Origin of the sequence: Actinomadura hibisca NBRC 15177, from assembly GCF_001552635.1 — a bacterium.
Taxonomy (GTDB): Bacteria; Actinomycetota; Actinomycetes; order Streptosporangiales; family Streptosporangiaceae; genus Spirillospora; species Spirillospora hibisca.
Genome location: NZ_BCRO01000027.1, coordinates 17,419 through 34,924 on the forward strand (window position 1 = coordinate 17,419; position 17,506 = coordinate 34,924).

General features: G+C 72.2%; 17 protein-coding genes and 1 CRISPR repeat array (1 of these 18 cut by a window edge). Of the genes, 11 read left to right on the plus strand and 6 right to left on the minus strand.

Annotated elements, in window-relative coordinates; translation table 11 throughout:
* A CRISPR array of direct repeats spans positions 1 to 845; the repeat unit is 29 nt; unit sequence GGGACCATCCCCGCGTGCGCGGGGAGCAG; it begins 99 nt to the left of the window's first position.
* Between the two features lie 324 nt (positions 846 to 1,169).
* From AH6_RS13575 to AH6_RS44660, 3 genes are all read right to left on the minus strand, one after another.
* Positions 1,170 to 2,096, minus strand: coding sequence for a TIGR03564 family F420-dependent LLM class oxidoreductase (locus AH6_RS13575; protein WP_067479215.1), 927 nt, complete (start codon positions 2,094 to 2,096; stop codon positions 1,170 to 1,172).
* 65 nt (positions 2,097 to 2,161) lie between these two features.
* Entirely contained in the window at positions 2,162 to 2,833 is a 672-nt protein-coding gene (locus tag AH6_RS44655; RefSeq protein ID WP_067479217.1) for an alpha/beta fold hydrolase, read from the minus strand.
* Positions 2,781 to 3,989: a YbfB/YjiJ family MFS transporter gene (locus AH6_RS44660; protein WP_169807847.1), complete on the minus strand. Its 1,209-nt coding sequence runs from the start codon at positions 3,987 to 3,989 to the stop codon at positions 2,781 to 2,783. Before AH6_RS44660 ends, AH6_RS44655 begins: the two co-directional genes overlap by 53 nt.
* A gap of 77 nt (positions 3,990 to 4,066) precedes the next feature.
* Here AH6_RS44660 and AH6_RS13590 point away from each other — a divergent pair, with 77 nt between their 5' ends.
* Positions 4,067 to 4,678, plus strand: coding sequence for a TetR/AcrR family transcriptional regulator (locus AH6_RS13590; protein ID WP_067479569.1), 612 nt, complete (start codon positions 4,067 to 4,069; stop codon positions 4,676 to 4,678).
* A 7-nt stretch (positions 4,679 to 4,685) separates the two neighbouring features.
* On the opposite strand, the gene AH6_RS13595 is transcribed toward AH6_RS13590, so the two are convergent.
* Positions 4,686 to 5,378, minus strand: a complete 693-nt coding sequence (locus tag AH6_RS13595) for a Clp protease N-terminal domain-containing protein (RefSeq protein WP_067479219.1) — start codon at positions 5,376 to 5,378, stop codon at positions 4,686 to 4,688.
* 120 nt (positions 5,379 to 5,498) lie between these two features.
* A complete protein-coding gene (locus tag AH6_RS13600; RefSeq protein ID WP_218005809.1) occupies positions 5,499 to 6,092 on the minus strand; it encodes a TetR/AcrR family transcriptional regulator in 594 nt (197 codons plus the stop codon).
* Between the two features lie 84 nt (positions 6,093 to 6,176).
* Between AH6_RS13600 and AH6_RS13605 the strand changes: the two genes are divergently transcribed.
* From AH6_RS13605 to AH6_RS13630, 6 genes are all read left to right on the plus strand, one after another.
* On the plus strand, positions 6,177 to 6,587 hold the full coding sequence (locus AH6_RS13605; protein ID WP_067479223.1) for an organic hydroperoxide resistance protein: 411 nt from the start codon (positions 6,177 to 6,179) through the stop codon (positions 6,585 to 6,587).
* A 161-nt stretch (positions 6,588 to 6,748) separates the two neighbouring features.
* On the plus strand, positions 6,749 to 7,354 hold the full coding sequence (locus AH6_RS13610; protein WP_067479225.1) for an RNA polymerase sigma factor: 606 nt from the start codon (positions 6,749 to 6,751) through the stop codon (positions 7,352 to 7,354).
* A complete protein-coding gene (locus tag AH6_RS13615) occupies positions 7,351 to 8,319 on the plus strand; it encodes a CU044_5270 family protein (protein ID WP_067479227.1) in 969 nt (322 codons plus the stop codon). The genes AH6_RS13610 and AH6_RS13615 overlap by 4 nt, the downstream gene beginning before the upstream one ends.
* A 90-nt stretch (positions 8,320 to 8,409) precedes the next feature.
* Positions 8,410 to 9,645, plus strand: coding sequence for a helix-turn-helix domain-containing protein (locus tag AH6_RS13620; RefSeq protein ID WP_067479229.1), 1,236 nt, complete (start codon positions 8,410 to 8,412; stop codon positions 9,643 to 9,645).
* A gap of 64 nt (positions 9,646 to 9,709) precedes the next feature.
* A complete protein-coding gene (locus tag AH6_RS13625; RefSeq protein ID WP_067479231.1) occupies positions 9,710 to 9,979 on the plus strand; it encodes a hypothetical protein in 270 nt (89 codons plus the stop codon).
* 23 nt (positions 9,980 to 10,002) lie between these two features.
* Positions 10,003 to 10,413, plus strand: coding sequence for a hypothetical protein (locus AH6_RS13630; RefSeq protein WP_067479233.1), 411 nt, complete (start codon positions 10,003 to 10,005; stop codon positions 10,411 to 10,413).
* A gap of 86 nt (positions 10,414 to 10,499) precedes the next feature.
* Here AH6_RS13630 and alaS read toward each other — a convergent pair whose 3' ends face one another.
* Complete coding sequence (gene alaS, locus AH6_RS13635; RefSeq protein WP_067479235.1) at positions 10,500 to 13,142, minus strand: alanine--tRNA ligase; 2,643 nt, start codon at positions 13,140 to 13,142, stop codon at positions 10,500 to 10,502.
* Positions 13,143 to 13,199: 57 nt separating this feature from the next.
* On the opposite strand from alaS, the gene tsaD reads away from it, so the two are divergent.
* The 4 genes from tsaD to AH6_RS13655 all read left to right on the plus strand — a co-directional run bounded on the left by tsaD (position 13,200) and on the right by AH6_RS13655 (position 17,468).
* Positions 13,200 to 14,225 (plus strand): tRNA (adenosine(37)-N6)-threonylcarbamoyltransferase complex transferase subunit TsaD, encoded by a 1,026-nt coding sequence (gene tsaD / locus AH6_RS13640; RefSeq protein ID WP_067479570.1) that lies wholly within the window; start codon positions 13,200 to 13,202, stop codon positions 14,223 to 14,225.
* Positions 14,226 to 14,318: 93 nt separating this feature from the next.
* Complete coding sequence (locus tag AH6_RS13645; RefSeq protein WP_067479572.1) at positions 14,319 to 14,870, plus strand: hypothetical protein; 552 nt, start codon at positions 14,319 to 14,321, stop codon at positions 14,868 to 14,870.
* 112 nt (positions 14,871 to 14,982) lie between these two features.
* On the plus strand, positions 14,983 to 15,825 hold the full coding sequence (locus AH6_RS13650; RefSeq protein ID WP_245679301.1) for a polysaccharide deacetylase family protein: 843 nt from the start codon (positions 14,983 to 14,985) through the stop codon (positions 15,823 to 15,825).
* A 98-nt stretch (positions 15,826 to 15,923) separates the two neighbouring features.
* A complete protein-coding gene (locus tag AH6_RS13655; RefSeq protein ID WP_218005810.1) occupies positions 15,924 to 17,468 on the plus strand; it encodes an MFS transporter in 1,545 nt (514 codons plus the stop codon).
* The last annotated feature ends 38 nt before the right edge of the window (positions 17,469 to 17,506 follow it).

The window sequence follows — 17,506 nt, forward strand, 5'->3', positions numbered from 1 at the left end:
TGCTCAACGTCCTCAACGTAGATGGGACCATCCCCGCGTGCGCGGGGAGCAGGCCTGACCCCTCTACCGAAGGAGAAAGCCATGGGGACCATCCCCGCGTGCGCGGGGAGCAGAGATCCATGAGCTGTTCGATCGCGGCATTGACGGGACCATCCCCGCGTGCGCGGGGAGCAGAGTCGGCCGAACTCGATCGCGGGCCGCACGCTGGGACCATCCCCGCGTGCGCGGGGAGCAGCACGTCGCCACCCTCACCCTCACGCAAGGCGCGGGACCATCCCCGCGTGCGCGGGGAGCAGAACCCCGCCCCCGCCGCCTCCGCCGCCGACGGGGGACCATCCCCGCGTGCGCGGGGAGCAGCCGGTGAGCTGCCGCACGGGTCCCAGCGCTCCGGGACCATCCCCGCGTGCGCGGGGAGCAGACCAGCGGCCCGGACCCGGCCGCCAGCACGGTGGGACCATCCCCGCGTGCGCGGGGAGCAGACCGTCTGCGACCGCTGGCATGACTTCGCTCAGGGACCATCCCCGCGTGCGCGGGGAGCAGTTGGAAAGCGCGGGCGATGTCCAGCGCGTCCTGGGACCATCCCCGCGTGCGCGGGGAGCAGGCATGAGGGGCACATGGGGGTCGTCATCGCTGGGGACCATCCCCGCGTGCGCGGGGAGCAGACCCGTCCTCCGCTGGGGGACCTTCGGTGTCGGGGACCATCCCCGCGTGCGCGGGGAGCAGCGGGACAGCCCGTCCAGGGCCCGCCCGGCAACGGGACCATCCCCGCGTGCGCGGGGAGCAGCTCGACGCCGCGTGGCGCGCCCTCCAGGAGCCGGGACCATCCCCGCGTGCGCGGGGAGCAGGCTGGCTGACCTGGGGTTCTACCAGCGAGTAACACGTTTTGTGAGCACTTGTTGAGACTTGGACATTTCGGTCAGTGGGGGGAGGGGGAGGCAACGGCCGCCTCAGCTGGGGGCTTGTCCTGATGAATCTGTCTCGGGTCGTGGCTTCTCGTCTGTGGGGCATCAGGAACCAGGCTGTGGTCGATTGCTCTGCATGGCAGCAAAGAGATCTCTTCCAAGTGGTTAGAGTCTCTTTTCTACTGGAGCCGCCCGTCGAGAAGGCGTGGGAAGTGAGATTCGGCTCCGGTATGACGTCCTGACTGTGTCAGCGGCTCTTGCTGATCGTCAGGAGCGGGCCAGGTCGCCCAGCAGGCGCCAGGTGCGGAGGCGGTCGGCGTCGTTGGTCAGGTTCGTCTGGCTGAAGACGACCTCGGTCGCCCCGGCGTCGAAGTAGCGCCGCACCTCCTCGGCCACGTGTTCCTCGTCGCCGGTGACCACCAGGTCGGCGGCGCGTTCGGCGCCCTCCAGGGCGATCACGCGCTGGTAGGACGGGATCCGGTCGTAGAAGGCGGTCGCCTTGGCCGCCGCCGCGCGGGCCGCCTCGACGTCGGCGGTCACCACGCCCGCCACCAGGGCGATGACGCGGGGAGCCGGGCGGCCCGCCTGCTCGGCGGCGGCCGTGAGCCGCGGGACGATCTCCTCGCCGAGCGTGCGCGGACCGGCCAGGAACGGCAGCGTGCCGTCAGCCAGCTCGCCCGTGACGCGCAGCGCCTGCGGGGCCATCGCGGCGACGAGCACCGGCAGCGGCTCTTCGGCGCCGGGGACGGCGGCGGGCATCGGCGGGGCCGCGGTCAGCGTCTCGCCGCGGAAGTCGGCGGCGCCGGTCTCCAGCAGCGTGCGGAGCGCGGTGAGGAACTCGCGCAGCCGCGTGATCGGACGTTCGTACGGCACGCCGAACGTGGACTCGACCAGGTCCTTGGCGCCGAGTCCCACGCCGAGCTGGAACCGGCCGTGCGCGGCGGCCTGGCTCGTCTGCGCCTGGCTCGACACCAGGAGCGGGTGGCGCGCGAAGATCGGCACGGCGGAGGTGCCGACCCGCAGGCCGGGGACCTCCCTGCCGACGATCCCGGCGAGCGCGATCGCGTCGTGGTCGAACCGCTGGCCGATCCAGGCCGAGCGCAGACCGGCGTCGGCGGCCTGGCGCGCCGCGGTGACCGCGTCGTCGACCGCGTTGCCGGAGGCCGAGGGGATGAGGGCGACTCCTAGGTTCATGACCGGCACAACCCCCGGTTATTTCCCCCTATTCCTGTTGGGTTGGTTGCATTTGGCGGAGGAGTTCAGGAGCGGGCGGTCTCCAGCAGGATCTCGGCCAGGTCCCGGGGAGCGTCGCGCATCAGGTTGTGGCCGCTGGCCAGGGCGTGCGTCGTCCAGTCGGAGTCCTCGCGCAGCCGCTCGTAGACAGGGGTGAACGGGGACGGGCCGTCCCACCCCTTCGCGTACACGTACACCCTGCGCCGAACGTGCGCCAGGCCGTCGCCCAGCCGGATCGGCTGCATCAGCGAGGCGACGGGATGGGGGGTGGCGCGCGGGTCGAAGAACGGCAGCGGGCGCGCCGCGAAGCCGCTGTCCACGACGTCCGCGTACCAGCGCCGCTCCTGCTCGGTGACGAGCGTCCAGCACGAGTCGCCGTGCTCGGGCACCATGGCGTCCAGGTACACCAGCCCGGCGACGCGGTCGGGCGCGCGGTCGGCGGCGCCGGTGATCACCATGCCGCCGTAGCTGTGCCCGACCAGCACCGCGTCGCGGATCTTCTCGGCCTCCAGCAGGGCGGTGACGTCCTCGATGTGGGTGTCGAGGTTCACCGCGCCGGGCAGCAGGTGGCTGCGTTCGCTGAGCCCGGTCAGCGTCAGCGGGTGGGCGGTGTGCCCCCGGGCGCGCAGTTCGCGGGCGAGCTCGTCAAAGCACCAGCCGCCGTGGCACATCCCGGGGACGAGTACGAACGTCGCCATCGTCGTTGCTCCTGTTCTTGTCGGGTCGGTGTCCGGTGACGACCAGGGCCGCCGCGGCGCACAGGATGGCGGTCCACGCGAGCGTGGCCTTGGTGGAGGTGTGGTCGGCGACCACGCCGGCGATCCACGGCCCGGCCGTCTGCCCGGCGGCGAAGACCGTGGTGAAGGCCGCCAGGGTGGCGGTCCAGTCGGCGGGGGCGGTGCGGTTCTTGACCAGGGCGGTGACGGCGGCCGGGACGGCCATGAACGTCGCCCCGTAGACCAGCGCCGACAGCAGGATGACGGGGGGCGCGGGCGCCACCAGCGCCAGTGCCGATCCGCCGCCCAGGACGGCGAGCGCGGTCGCCAGCGCGCGCGTCCGGGGCCAGCGGGCGATCGGGCGGCTCCACAGGACGGGCGCGGCGACGACCGCCAGGCCCAGCACCGTCCAGGTGAGCGCCACCTGCCCGAGCGAGGCGTTCTGGTCGGCCAGGTAGGCCGACAGGAACGTGATGTAGGTGATGTAACCGGCGGCGAAGAGGAGGTAGGCGAGAGCCGGTCGCCACAGGGCGCGCACCCGGGCACGGCCGGGCGTCGCGTCGTGCGTGTCCTCGTCCGTGCCCGCCGCCGTCCAGCTCGCCGCGGTCGCCAGCACGGCGGCGACGGCCAGGACGCCCCAGCCCAGACGCCAGTGCGCGTCCAAGGCCGGGATGGTCGCGCCGCTGACCACGATCCCCAGCCCCGTGCCCGCGAAGTACACCGTGATGGGCAGGGCGGATCCGGCGCGGGCGGCGATCCGCGAGGCGATCACCCCGCCGGTGATGAACACGACCGCTCCCGTCACCCCGGCGACGACCCGCGCGGCCAGCAGCGCCGCGTAGGCGTCGCTCGCGGCGGTGGCGGCCAGCGCGACGGCGGTCAGCGCCATCCCCGCGCGGAAGGCGGCGGCGGTGCCCCAGCGGCGGACGACGACGGCCGTCAGCAGCGCGCCCAGGAGGTAGCCGAGCCCGTTGGCCGTCCCCATGCCACCGGCCTCGGTCAGGCTCCAGTGCAGGTCCTCGCGCATGGCCGGGAGGAGCAGCCCGTAGGCGAAGCGGGCCAGTCCCAGCGCCGAGGCCGTGCCCAGGGCCAGCCGCACGGACTGCCCGGCTCCCGGACGCGTGCGGAGGACGGGCATCACGACTCCAAGATCGAACCGATCGGTACGATCAAGGACAGTAGCAGGTGATCGAACCGGGCGGTACCATCGCTGCCATGCCCGTCCCCAAAGGCTCGACGATCGACCCGGCCCGTACCCGCGCCGCCATCATCGATGCGGCCACCCCGGTGCTGTACGAGCGCGGCATCGACGGCATCGGCGTCGCCGGGTTGTGCACCCGGATCGGCATCTCCAAGGAGACGCTCTACCGGCACTTCGGCACCAAGGACGGGCTGGTCCGCGTCGTGCTGGAGACGCGCAGCGAGCGGTTCCTCGGCTGGTTGTCGGAGGCCGCCGCCGGGGCCGGGTCCGACCCCGGCAGGCAGCTCGCCGCGGTGTTCGGCGCCCTCCAGGAGTGGTACGACGACCCGTTCTTCCGCGGCTGCGCCATGCTGAACGCGGCCGCCCAGCACTACGACGAGATGGTGCGGGCCATCACCACCCGCCACCTGGACGGTTACCTGGAGCTGCTGACCGGCATCGCCGAGCACGCGGGCGTCGACGACCCGCCCACCCTGGGGCGGCAGTGGCTCATGCTGATCGAGGGGGCGACCGCCGTCGCCGCGCACCAGAGCGCGGGCGACGCGGGCGAGCACGGCTGCCGCGCCGCGCTGGCCCTGCTCGCCGCCGCCCTCCGGACCGACGTGTCGGTCGGGGGCGGCGGCTGATCGTTCGTTACCGCTCGTCGCGCCGGGCGACCTCGGCCCGGACCGTCTCGTGCAGCTCGTCCGGCGTGAAGCCGAGGTCACGCAGGATCCGCGCGGCCGGGCTCTGCTCGGTGCGGATCAGGCCCAGCAACATGTGCTCCGTGCCGACCTGGTCGTGGCCGAGGTCGGCCGCCGCGCGGGACGCCTGCTCGATGACCCCCTTGCTCTCCGGCCGGAACGCGATGTGGCCGCGCTGCGCCTTCTGCCCGGCCGGCGGCAGCGCCCCCTCGATCGCGTCGCGGACGCGTTGCTCGGACCCGGCCTTCGCCACCAGCACCTCGTAGGCCAGGCCCCGCGGTTCGCCGAGCAGGCCGAGCAGGAGGTGCTCGGTGCCGATGGAGTCGTGCTTGTGCGTCCGGGCGGCCTCCTGCGCCAGCACGATGCCGTGCCGGTTCAGGTCGGTGAACCGCTCGAACGGGCCGCGCGTGTGGCGCTGCTGAGCGGCCTGCTTGGAGACGCCGATGGCGTCGCCGATCTCGCTCCACGACGCGCCGGACTGCCTGGCCTTGCCGACGTAGTGGTCGACGAGCTGGTCGCCGAGGTCGGACAGGGTCTGGTTGCGGAGTTGCGCCTCGCTGATGCGGGCCAGGCCGTCGGCGCCGGGGAGTTCCTCGTCGAGACGGGCGATCAGGTCGGCGAGGCTGATGTTGAGTGGACTCATGCGTCAACCGTAGGTTGACGCTTTCCAGGCGTCAACCCGTAATTGACGTTTGTTCCCGGTGTGCCGGACGCGCCCGGTCCGCGCGTCATTCTCGGCCTGGAGGACCGCTCCCCGGTGTCGTCATCTCGCGCCGTCGCGGGCCGGAGCGTCCAGGACCGCGTGCACCGCCGCGCGAACGGCGTCGCCGACGGCGGCCGGGTCGTCCAGATCGAAGCCGACGCCGAGGCCGTCCTTGAGCAGCAGGAGAGCGCCGGCGGCGCGCTCGGGGTCGGGATGGCCGTCGGCGGCGAGCAGGTCGCGGAAGAGGCGGCGGCACCAGTCGCGGTGCTCGGCGACGGCGCGGCGCACCGGGTGCGCGGGGTCGTGGAACTCCGCGGCGGCGTTGATGAACGGGCAGCCGCGGTAGGCGGGGTCGGCGCCGAACGTGCACATGCGCTCGAAGGCGGTGAGGATCGCCTCGCGGGGCGGCACGGCCTCGGCGCCCGCGGCGATGCCGCGCTGCGCCCGGCTCTGCTCGGCGACGTAGGCGAGGACGAGGTCGTCCTTGGCCGGGAAGTGATGGTAGAAGGTCGCCTTCGCCACGCCGGTCTCGGCGATGATCCGATCGACGCCCACCGTGTGCACGCCCTCGGCGTAGAACAGCCGCGAAGCGGTCTGGAGGATCCGGATCCCGGCATCGCCCCGCCGGGGCCGCGTCAAGGGGTCGGTACTCACCCCTTGACGCTACCAGACAAGTCTGTCTAGGTTGTGCGGCAGGCAACAGAACAGACCTGTCTGTCTACTTGGGAGGCAACGCACATGCGGCAGTACACGGCGATCGCCACCGCCACCGGACGCGACGGGCGCGCGTTCACCCCGGACGGGCGGCTGGACCTCCGGCTGGCCCGGCAGAAGGAACTCGGCGGCACCGGGGACGGCACCAACCCGGAGCAGCTCTTCGCGGCGGGTTACGCCGCCTGCTTCGCCACCTCGATGCAGTTGGTGGCGCAGCGGAAGCGGATCGACACCACGGGCCTGTCCGTCACGGCGGAGGTCGGCCTCGGCCCGAACGGCGCCGGTGGCTTCCAGCTCGACGCGACCCTGCGGGTGGAACTGCCCGACACCCTGTCAGCCGAGGTCAAGCACGAACTCATCGAGGCCACCCACCAGGTGTGCCCGTACTCCAACGCCACCCGTGGCAACATGCCGGTCGAACTGATGACCACCTGATCCGTACGCCTCGAAAACCTGCGGGCGCGCCGTCCCTCCCAGGACGGCGCGCCCGCATCCACGCAAGCCCGGAGGCTCCGTCCTGGCCGCCTCCGCCTCCGTCGCCGAACGGATCCTGAATGATCGGGGAACCGGAACGGCGCTGCGGACACTAGTAGGCCATGACCTACCAACCCCTCGCGGACGCGGACTTGTGGAGCCGTGCCCGAGACGGCGACGAGCGCGCCTTCGGCGAGCTCTTCGACCGGCACTCGCGCACGGTCTACAACTACTGCTTCCGCCGAACGGCGGACTGGTCGGTGGCCGAGGACCTCACCGCCATGGTCTTCATGGAGACCTGGCGCCGCCGCTCCCACGTGCGGCTGAGCGGGGATTCGCTGCTGCCCTGGCTCTACGGGGTCGCCACCAACACCCTCCACAACCACCGCCGCAGCCTGCGCCGGCACCGCGCCGCCCTGGCGCGCGTCCGGGCCAGGCCGACGCCCCCCAACGATGCCGCGACCGCCGCCTCCCGCCTGGAGGCCGAACACGAGATGCGGGAGGTCCTCGACTCCATCAGGAAACTGCCGCGCGGCGATCAGGAAGTGCTCGCCCTCTGCGTCTGGGAGGGGCTCGGGTACGCCGAGGCGGCCGTGGCGCTCGGCGTCCCGATCGGCACCGTGCGGTCGCGGCTGGCACGGGCCCGCAAGCGCCTCAAGCAGCACCTGGAACCGGCCCGTACGGACGGACCGCGAAGGACGGCGCTCTACACGGAGGAGACACCATGATCGACCTGCAGCCTCCGGCGCGGCAGGACATGCCCGCCGACCGCCAGGCGGCCTGGCGCGCCGCGCTCCTGACCGAGATGACCGCCTCCCGCCGCCTCCCGGTCCGCCGCCTGGCGTTCGGCGGCCTCGCCGCGACGGCGCTGGTCGGCGGTGTGGCCGCCGCCCTGGTCGCCGTACCGGACGGCGGCCAGGACGCCGGTCCCGTCCAGGTCGTGCCGATGAGCGCCACCCAGATCCTCGACCGCGCCGCCGAGGCCGCGGGAAAGGTCGCCGAGCCGCGCCCCGACCAGTACGTCCACACCGAGAGCGAGGCGCGGGGCGACTACCTGCCCGGCGGCCTGGTCCGCGAACAGACCTGGTACTCGGTGAACGGCTCGCGCATCGGACTGAAGATCGAAGCAGGCGAGCGCTTCTGGCGGTGCGAGGCCGTCCAGCGGCCCGTTCCGTCCAAGACGCCCGCCGACTGCAAGAACCAGCCGTTCTACCGCCGCGACCTGCCGAACGACGCGAAGACCATGCGCGACTGGCTCTACAGGAGCAGCGCGGTCAAGTACGTCCCGGCCGACGTGCGGGCCTACGGCCAGGCCCAGGAGGTCCTCAGGAGTTCCAGGCTGACGCCCGCCGCGCAGGCGGCGATGTTCAAGGCGATCGGGACGCTCCCCGGCGTGAAGGTCGTCCGGTCCACCCGGCAGCACATCGTGGTCGGACAGACCTGGCTCGGCCTGCGGGCGGAGCTGCTGTTCGAGCCCAGGACGTTCCGCCTCATCGGCGGTCGTAGCGTCGCCGACAACGACCGCTCGTTCCAACCCGAAGGAAGCAAGGAGTTCCAGGAGACGCTGCTGCGCGGAGGGAAGAAGCGGTACGGCGCCGACAGGAAGGAGGGCACCGTCGCGACCTCATGGACGATCATCAGCCAGCGAGTGGTCGACGCCATCCCGCCCGCCTACCTCAAAGACGGGTCCTAACCTCGCCGCGAACGTGCGCGTAATCTTCCTGACGAACGACATCAGGTCGTGCCTACTCTGGGAGTGCGACTCACCGGAGGGCACGGACTGATGCTTGATCAGGATGCGTGGGATCCCGCCACTATCGGAGCACGCCTGAAGGTGCTGCGCCGCTGGCGCCGCCTGACTCTCAACGAGCTGGCGGGGCTGTCAGGGCTGTCCAAGAGTTTCTTGTCGATGGCCGAGCGAGGGCAGCGATCGTTGGATCGGCGCAGTCACATCGCTGCTCTGGCCAGGGCCCTCCAGGTGTCGGAGATCGACTTGTGCGGCGGGCCGCACCTGTCGTCCGACGTCGAGCAGTCGGCCCCGCACGCCTACGTCCCCGCCCTGCGGCTCGCGGTGACCACCAACGCCTGGCACACCGACCCCGTAGTGGAGCGCGCCAGGAGCGTGGATGAGCTGGTGGCGACCATGGCTCATCAGATCGAGCCGCCCCGTCGCCGTTACGACTTCCGCAGGGTCGGGGAACTGCTGCCCGCCGTCCTGGACGAGCTGCACCTGCATGTCGCCCAGCCCGTCGACGAGCGGGCCGAGGTCGCCGCGCTGGACGGGCTGGTCGAGGCGTACATGGCCGCCGCCGGAATGGCCAGGTCACTGGGGTACCTGGATCTGGGAGCGATGGCGGCCATGCGTGCGACCGAGGCGGCGGCACGGCTGGACGATCCGATCAGCCAGGGCAAGGCCGCCTTCTCCATGAACCGCCCCTCGGTCACCGATCTGAACCGGGTGGCGATGCTGGCCTGCAAGGCGGTGGACCGCGTCGAGCCGCATGCCTCGCAGGGACCTGACGGCCCCGAGACGCTCGGGATGCTGCTCCTCAACGCCGCCTTGGCCCGAGCCGCCACCTACGACGTGCAGGGCGCGGAAGAGTTCCTGGACGCCGCCGAGGAACTGGCTCGTCGCCTCCCCGACGACCTGGACGCCAACTGGCAGGGGTTCTCCGCCACGAACGTGGGGATCTGGCGCGTGTCGATCGCGGTGGAGTCGGGGGTACCGGCCAGGCAGGTGCTCGACCTGGCCTCGCGGGTGGAGGAATCCAAGCTGGACGGGCGGCTTGGAAGAAAGGCTTGCTTCTTCGCCGACGTCGGCCGGGGTCTGGCACGGGACGCATCGCGCAGGTCCGAGGCGATCGAGTGGCTACGCCGGAGTGAGAGGGTCGCCCCTCAGCGCTTCCGCAACGACGGCAAGATTCGCGAGATCGTCGCGGTCATGCTGGAGCAGGCGAGGGTCTCCAGCCAGGGGCGGGAGCTGCGTGGACTCGCGGCCCGACTCAGCATCCCGCACTGAGATTTTTCTTCTCGGTTCACAGCTGTGAACTCAATCCGTCACGGGTTGCGTACGGTCGCGCCCCATGGACGCGACGCAGCAGGAAGCCCACCTCGCCGAGCTGGCCTATGACCTGGAGCAAGGGCACTTCCGCACCGAGCTGGCTGAGACCGGCACCGGTCCGGTTTTGACGGTGCGGAACCCCGCCGCGCCGCAGATGGTCGAGCGCATCCACGTCCAGGGCGAGCACTACATGTGGCCCTGGGGCCAGCCGGTCGCCCCGATCGCGGACAAGGCCCTGGCCACCCGCCGCATCACCCGCGTGCTGGCCGCCGTGGGGGCTGGGCCATGCTGACCACCGGGCGCTTGGATCAGCGCATGGACACCCTCTTCTCGGCCGCCCGCCGGGACATGCTGGAGGTCGGGACCGTCCCCGAGACCGTCGTTCTGCTGGACGGCGACGGCTCGGGCCTGGTGATCGCCAACCTGTCGTCCCTGCCACTGCGGGCGGCTCCCGGCCGCCTGGCCGGCCAGGTTCAGGAGCATCGTGCCGTGGCCGCCGTGCACCTGTGCCGCCTCACCGCCGTGGGCGGGGCCCGGGTTCCTCAGCCCCTGCGCGAACTGCTGGTGGCGGCAGGGTACTGGCCTGCGCACGGCTACTCCCGCGTGCGTGCCGCCCAGGTCGTCCACCAGGGCGGCACGGTGGACCTGGCCGAAATGCGCGACTCCGGTGTGATCGTTCAGAGTTGGCTGGCCGAACTGCTGCCGAGCGCTGCGGAAACCCGGTGATGGAGCGCACTCGCAGAGACGAGCCCGGGGCCTTCTCGACCCACGGGCGGCCGACCACGTTCCGAACACCGCCGCAGAGCACAGGGTCAGTTCGCCTGGTTGGTCAGTTCGGTGGCCAGGTGTTCTAGGGCGGATTCGGGGTCGGTGGGGCGGGGGCCTTGCGCCGTCTGGGGGTTGCCGCCGCCTCGGCCGTTCAGGATGGTTTTGATCAGGTGGGCGGCGGACAAGCCGCGGTCGCGGGCGGCCTGGTTGGTCGTGATCACTAGGGCTGACGGGGCTAGTGCGGCGATCACGGACGGGCGGTCGGCGGGGAGGGCCTTGGTCACGTGGTCGGCCAGTTGGCGGGGGTTGTCGTCGGTGTGGGCTACCGCGAGTGCCACTCCGGCGTGGTCCGTGGCCGACGCGGCGATTTGAGTTGCTTGGAAGGTCAGTAGTTGGTCGCGTAGACGGGACGTCTCGCGTTCGCTGTTCTTGAGTTGGTGAATCAGTGTCGTTACTCGGTCGGCTACCTCGGCGCGTGGCGCGGTGAGCTGGTCGGCGATCTGGGAGACCAGGTCGCGTTCGCGAGCCAGGTAGCGGTGGGACTCCAGACCGGTCACGGCTTCGATGCGCCGCTGGCCGGAGCCCACCGACGACTCGCCGGTGACGGTGAGCCCGCCGATCTGCGCCGACGAGGCCACGTGGGTGCCTCCACACAGTTCGCGTGACCACTCGCCGCCGATCTCCACCACCCGCACCGTCTCGTCGTAGGTCTCGCCGAACAGGGCCAGCGCCCCGATCCGGCGCGCCTCGGGCAAGGGCATGTAGCGGACCTCGACAGGCAGGTCCCGGTCGATCGCCACGTTCGCGACGTCCTCGACCTCGCTGCGGGTCTCGGGCGACAACCCCCCGCGCCAGGAGAAGTCCAGCCGCAGGTGGCCCGGCCGGTTGTAGGAGCCGGACTGCAAGGCGGCCGGGCCCAGCGTGGTGCGCAGCGCGGCGTGCAGCACGTGGGTGCCCGAGTGCGCCTGCCGCGCCCCGGCGCGCCACTGCGGATCGACGGCCGCGCGCACCGGCAGCCCCGGCGCGATCTCGCCGTCCAGCACCCGCACCTGGTGCACGACCAGCCCCTTGACCGGCCGCTGCACGTCCAGGACCTCAGCCGACAGGCTCGGCCCGGTGAGCATGCCCGCGTCGCTTTCCTGGCCGCCGGACTCGGCATAGAACGGCGTGCGGTCCAGCACGACCGTCACGATCTGGCCCTGACCGGCCGCCGTGACGGGCCCTCCGTCGCGCAGCACCGCCAGGACGGTGGAGTCGGTCGTGAGCGTCGTGTACGCCTGCCAGTCGGTGGTGCCGTGGGCGTCCAGCAGCGTGCGGTATACAGCGGTGTCGGCGTGCCCGCCCTTCTTGGCCCGCGCGTCGTCGCGGGCGCGGCGCTTCTGCTCGGCCATCAGCTCGCGGAACCCGTCCACGTCGACGGCCAGCCCGTTCTCGGCGGCGATCTCGACGGTCAGGTCGATGGGGAACCCGTAGGTGTCGTGCAGCCGGAACGCCGTGGACGCGGGCAACTTCCGCTCGGTGCGGCCGATCTCCTGGTCCAGCAGCGTGCTGCCCTGGTGCAGGGTGGCGCGGAAGGCGTCCTCCTCGCCGTAGGCGTAGGCGGAGATCCGGTCGAAGTCGGCGGCCAGCTCCGGGTAGGAGGGCGCCATGCAGTCGCGGGCGACCGGCAGCAGCTCGGGCAGGGCGGGGTCCTGGTAGCCGAGGAGGCGGACGGCGCGGATCGCGCGGCGCAGGATGCGTCGCAGCACGTAACCGCGCCCCTCGTTGCCGGGGGTGACGCCGTCGCCGATCAGCATCAGCGCGGTGCGGACGTGGTCGGCCACCACGCGCAGCCGCACGTCGTCGGGGTGGCTCTCGGCGGCCGACGGTCCGGACCGCTCGCCATAGCGCTTGCCGGTGAGGGCGGCGGCGCGGTCGAGGATCGGGCGGGTCTCGTCCACCTCGTACAGGTTGTCGACGCCTTGTAGCAGCGCCGCCATGCGCTCCAGGCCCATGCCGGTGTCGATGTTGCGGGACGGCAGCTCGCCCAGGATCGGGTAGTCCTCCTTGCCGGTGCCCGCACCCCGCTCGTACTGCATGAACACCAGGTTCCAGAACTCCAGGTACCGGTCCTCGTCCACCTCGGGCCCGCCCTCGCGCCCGTAGGCGGGGCCCCGGTCGTAGTACAGCTCCGAGCAGGGCCCGCACGGGCCGGGCACGCCCATCGACCAGAAGTTGTCGGCCTTGCCGCGCCGCACGATCCGCTCTTCGGGCAGCCCGATCTCGTCGCGCCACAACGCGTGGGCCTCGTCGTCGTCCAGGTAGACCGTGGCCCAGATCCGGTCGGGGTCCAGGCCGTAGCCGCCGTCGGCCTGCGGCTTCACGGTCAGGTCCCAGGCGAGCCGGATCGCCTGCTCCTTGAAGTAGTCGCCGAAGGAGAAGTTGCCGTTCATCTGGAAGAACGTGCCGTGCCGGGTGGTCTTGCCGACCTCGTCGATGTCCAGGGTGCGGACGCACTTCTGCACGCTGGCGGCCCGCGGGTAGGGCGGGGTCTCCTGCCCCAGCAGGTAGGGCTTGAACGGCACCATGCCCGCGTTCACGAACAGCAGCGTCGGGTCGTCCGCGGGCAGCGGGGCGCTGGCCACGGCCGTGTGGCCCGCCGCCTCGAAGTGCGCCAGGAACCGCCGCTTGACCTCTGCCGTCCGCATCCGATCTCCGCCCCTCGCGTGTTATTGCATAGAGTTCGCAACTGCGATTCTATTGCGATAGGGAGTGTGCCGGTGGCGGTGGTGCTGGGGATCGAGACCTCGTGCGACGAGACCGGCGTCGGGATCGTCGCCGACGGGCGGCTGCTGGGCGCGGCGCTGGCCTCGTCGATGGACGAGCACGCCCGGTTCGGCGGCGTGGTGCCCGAGATCGCCGCCCGCGCCCATCTGGAGTACCTGGCCCCGTGCGTGAAAGCCGCCTTCGCCGAGGCCCAGGTGGCTCCCGGCGACATCGACGCGATCGCGGTCACCGCCGGGCCCGGCCTGGCCACCGCGTTGCAGACCGGCGTGGCGGCCGCCAAGGCGTACGCGCTGTCCTGGGACCTGCCGCTGTACGGGGTGCACCACGCGGCCGGGCACGTGGCCGCCGACACCCTGGAACACGGCCCGCTTCCCGAACGGTCGGTCGCGCTGATCGTGTCCGGCGGCCACACCTCGTTGTTGCTGCTGGGCGACCTGGCGCGTGACCCGATCGTCCATCTGGGCGACACGCGCGACGACGCCGCCGGGGAGGCGTTCGACAAGGTCGCCCGGATTCTCGGCCTGCCCTACCCGGGCGGCCCGGCGATCGACCGGGCCGCCAGGGACGGCGATCCCACCGCGATCGCCTTCCCGCGCGCGATGCCGGGCAGTTCGGACTTCTCCTTCTCCGGGCTCAAGAGCGCGGTGGCCCGCCACGTCGGCCGGGAAGGCGTCGCGGCGGTCCCCGACATCGCCGCTTCCTTCCAGGAGGCCGTCGTCGACGTCCTCACCCGTAAGGCGGTCGCCGCGTGCCGGGAGCACTCGGTGACGACCCTGGTCATCGTCGGCGGCGTGGCCGCCAACCGCAGGCTCCGCGAGGTGGCCGCCGAACGTTGCGCCGCCGCGGGCATCACCCTGCGCGTCCCGCCGCCCCGCCTGTGCACCGACAACGGCGCCATGATCGCCGCCGTCGGTGATCTGCTGGCCGCCTCCGGCGCCACACCCGTGGGCTTCGACCTGTCCGCCGACCCGTCGGCCCCGCTCACCCGGGCCGCCCTCGTCTAGCCCCCGACGCCGGAAGCTCGCGCGTGACCGGATGTGGGCTCTTGGGGGCTTTTGTCGATCTCGGTGGCCGCCCGGCTGACAGAATCCCCGATCATGGCGAACAGCGGACTGTGGGTCGGCGTCCTCACCGCGCTGACCGCTCTCGGGGCCAGCTATCTCACCTCGCGGGCGACCCTGCGCGCGGCGCTCGCCCAGGCCCGGACGACCGAGCGGGCGCAGGCCCTCCGCGAGCAGCGCGAGCGGCGCCGGGCCGCCTACCGGGCGATGATGGACCGCGTGCACGCGTTCAGCGCGATCACGTGGGAGATCGAGGACGTCGAGGCGGCGGACGGCCGCGCGGACAAGGACCGGCTCCTGGCGCGGATGTGCGAGCGCGTCGGCCCCTCCATCGCGGACATGAACCAGGCGATGCACGAGGTCCGGCTCGACGGTCCCGCCGAGGTCTCCGACGCCGCCGACCGCGTGCGGGATCTGGCGCGGCGCGTGCAGGCGCTGCTCAGGGAGCTCATCGGCACCGACGCGCCCGAGGCGCGGGACGCCTACGACGCCGCCTACCGGGACTTCCGGGCGGCGTACGTCGAGTTCATCGGTCTGGCGCGGGGAGCGCTGGAGGTGGAGGGCGAGGACGAAGGCGGCCGGTCGTAGGCGGTCCGCCAGGCCGAGCCGCACTTGTCCACTTTCGCGGCTTCTTGACTATCTTGAACCGTTACCTTCAGGAAAGCTGTAAATCGTCTGAAAGATCGCTAACGTAACCCCCGTGGTGGACGTGGGGACGAGCGGGCCGACCCGCCGTAAGGCACTGTGGCTCATGGGCGCGGTCGGGCTGGTCGCGCTCGGCGCGGACGACGTGCGGCACTCGCCGTCCGCCGTCGCCCAGTCCCGGCGGCCGACCCCGGTCCCGCCCCCGACGCCGTCGGCCAGTCCCAGCCCCACCCCGACGCCCAAGCCGGTCCCCGTCGTCCGGCCCGCGCCGTGGACGCCCGAGAAGCTCACCGCGACGGTGCAACCGCTGCGCCACCTGCCGGAGATCGCCCCCGCGCCGCCGGTCACCGCGCTCGCCCTCACCATCGACGACGGCCCGGACCCCGACTGGACCCCGCAGATCCTCGACCTGCTCGCCGAGCACCAGGTCAAGGCGTCGTTCTTCATGATCTCGGAGATGGCGCGCGAATACCCCAAGCTGGCCCGCCGGGTAGCGGACGCGGGCCACCAGGTGAGCAACCACAGCCGCACCCACCCGCTGCCGTTCGACTCCCTGTCGCCCAAGCGGCTGCGCACCGAGATCGTCGACGCGCAGAAGGAGATCGCCGACATCACCGGCGTGCTGCCCGCGCTGTTCCGCGCGCCCGGCGGCGGCTGGTCCAAGCGCGCCTACACCATCATGGGCGACCACGGCATGTTGCCGGTGGACTGGTCCATCGACCCGTCCGACTGGAAGAAGCCGGGCGCCCGCTCCATCCGCCGCTCCATGCTCCAGAGCAAGGCCGGGGACATCATCCTGTGCCACGACGGCGGCGGCGACCGCTCCCAGACCGTCGCCGCGCTGCGCACCGTCGTCCCGACGCTGAAAAGGCGCGGCCTGGCCTTCACCGCCCTGTAGCCCGCGCCGTCCTGGCTTCCGCGCGGGGTGGCTGTGGCGCTCGGGCCATACGTGATCCCGGTCCCGCTCTCCTACGGTGGCGGGGTCTGGGGGTGGGCGTGACCGAGGTCAGGGACGGGCGGCCGGATCTGGGCCGGGCCGGTGCGGGCGGGCTGCTGACGGCGATGTGCCTGGTGCTGGTCCTGGTGGTGGCGTCGGTGTCGGCGCTGAACCTGTCGCTGCCCGCCCTGGCGGTCGGCCTGTCGGCGTCCAACACCGAGCTGACGTGGATCGCCGACGGTTACACCGCGACGCTGGCCGCGCTCGTGCTCCCGTTCGGCGCGGTGGGGGACCGGCTGGGCCGCCGCCGGGTCCTGGTGGCGGGCACCGTCCTGTTCGGTGCGGCGTCCCTGGCCGGGGCCGCGACGAGCACGCCGGGCGCGCTGATCGCCTGCCGCGTGGTGATGGGGGTCGGGGCGGCGATGATGATGCCGGGCACGCTGTCCACGATCACCGGTGCCTTCCCCGAGGAGCGGCGGGCCCGGGGCGTGGCGGTCTGGGCCGGGGTCGCGTCGGCGGCGGCGGTGCTGGGGCTGCTGGGCGCGGGGTTGTTGTTGTGGTGGTGGTCGTGGCGGTCGGTGTTCGTGTCCAGCGCGGTCGTCGCGGCGGTCGCGGCGCCCGCCGCGCTGCTGCTCGCGCCGGAGACGCGCGACCGGCGGCCCCAGCGCTTCGACGGGACGGGCGCGCTCACCACGGCGGTGGCGATCGGCGCGCTGGTGTTCGCCATCATCGAGGGCAACGACCGAGGCTGGACCCGGCCCGCGACGGTCGCGGCGCTGCTGGTGACGGTGACGGCCGGGACCGCCTACGTCGTCCTCGGGCTGCGCGGCGGCAGGCCGTTGCTGGATCCCCGGCTGTTCGGCGTCCCGATGTTCCGCGCCGGGGTCGGGGCCGTGCTGGTGCTGTTCATGACCGTGTACGGGTTCCTGTTCGTGGGCTTGCAGTACCTCCAGCTGGTGCTGGGCTACAGCCCGTTGAAGAGCGCGGTGGCGTTGTTGCCGATCGGTGCGCTGATGTTGCCCGCGTCGTTGCTGGCCCCCTGGCTGGCCGCCCGCGTCGGGACGCGCTGGGTGATCGGCGGCGGGCTCGCGCTGGTGATCGCGGGGATGGTGCAGATCGCCGCGCTGGACGCGTCGTCGGGGTATCCGCCCTTCCTGTTCGGGCTGCTGGTGGCCGGGCTTGGTGCGGGCGTGAGCGGCATGACGAGCACGGACACGATCGTGTCGGCTCTGGGACCGGGGGAGCAGGGCGTGGCGTCGGCGCTGAACGACACCACCCGCGAGGTGGGGTCGGCCGTCGGGATCGCGCTGACGGGCTCGGTGTTCGCCGACCGCTACCGCGCCGCCCTCCCGGCCGATCTCGACGCGCTCCCGCCCGCCGTCGCCGAGGCCGTCCGCCGTTCCCCGGCCGCCGGACTGCAAGCCGCCGCGCAGGGAGGAAGCTCTCGCGGGTCGCTGGCGGCGGCCGTCCAAGACGCGTTCATGGCGGGCTTGTCGGTGTCGCTGATCGTCGTCGTGGCCGTCGCGGTGGTCTCGATGGTGTTGCTGATGCCGTTACGCCGCCGGAGCCGGGGTCGGCCTCTCCATGACGCCACCGAGAAGTAGCTTTCAGTCCACAAATGGCCACTGTTTGTAAGGGAAAA

What these genes read in the sequence shown, in the direction of transcription:
- AH6_RS13575 (WP_067479215.1), bottom strand. Translation starts at nt 2,096, where the DNA reads ATGAACCTAGGAGTCGCCCTCATCCCCTCGGCCTCCGGCAACGCGGTC.
- AH6_RS44655 (WP_067479217.1), bottom strand. Translation starts at nt 2,833, where the DNA reads ATGGCGACGTTCGTACTCGTCCCCGGGATGTGCCACGGCGGCTGGTGC.
- AH6_RS44660 (WP_169807847.1), bottom strand. Translation starts at nt 3,989, where the DNA reads ATGCCCGTCCTCCGCACGCGTCCGGGAGCCGGGCAGTCCGTGCGGCTG.
- AH6_RS13590 (WP_067479569.1), top strand. Translation starts at nt 4,067, where the DNA reads ATGCCCGTCCCCAAAGGCTCGACGATCGACCCGGCCCGTACCCGCGCC.
- AH6_RS13595 (WP_067479219.1), bottom strand. Translation starts at nt 5,378, where the DNA reads ATGAGTCCACTCAACATCAGCCTCGCCGACCTGATCGCCCGTCTCGAC.
- AH6_RS13605 (WP_067479223.1), top strand. Translation starts at nt 6,177, where the DNA reads ATGCGGCAGTACACGGCGATCGCCACCGCCACCGGACGCGACGGGCGC.
- AH6_RS13610 (WP_067479225.1), top strand. Translation starts at nt 6,749, where the DNA reads ATGACCTACCAACCCCTCGCGGACGCGGACTTGTGGAGCCGTGCCCGA.
- AH6_RS13615 (WP_067479227.1), top strand. Translation starts at nt 7,351, where the DNA reads ATGATCGACCTGCAGCCTCCGGCGCGGCAGGACATGCCCGCCGACCGC.
- AH6_RS13620 (WP_067479229.1), top strand. Translation starts at nt 8,410, where the DNA reads ATGCTTGATCAGGATGCGTGGGATCCCGCCACTATCGGAGCACGCCTG.
- AH6_RS13625 (WP_067479231.1), top strand. Translation starts at nt 9,710, where the DNA reads ATGGACGCGACGCAGCAGGAAGCCCACCTCGCCGAGCTGGCCTATGAC.
- AH6_RS13630 (WP_067479233.1), top strand. Translation starts at nt 10,003, where the DNA reads ATGGACACCCTCTTCTCGGCCGCCCGCCGGGACATGCTGGAGGTCGGG.
- alaS (WP_067479235.1), bottom strand. Translation starts at nt 13,142, where the DNA reads ATGCGGACGGCAGAGGTCAAGCGGCGGTTCCTGGCGCACTTCGAGGCG.
- AH6_RS13645 (WP_067479572.1), top strand. Translation starts at nt 14,319, where the DNA reads ATGGCGAACAGCGGACTGTGGGTCGGCGTCCTCACCGCGCTGACCGCT.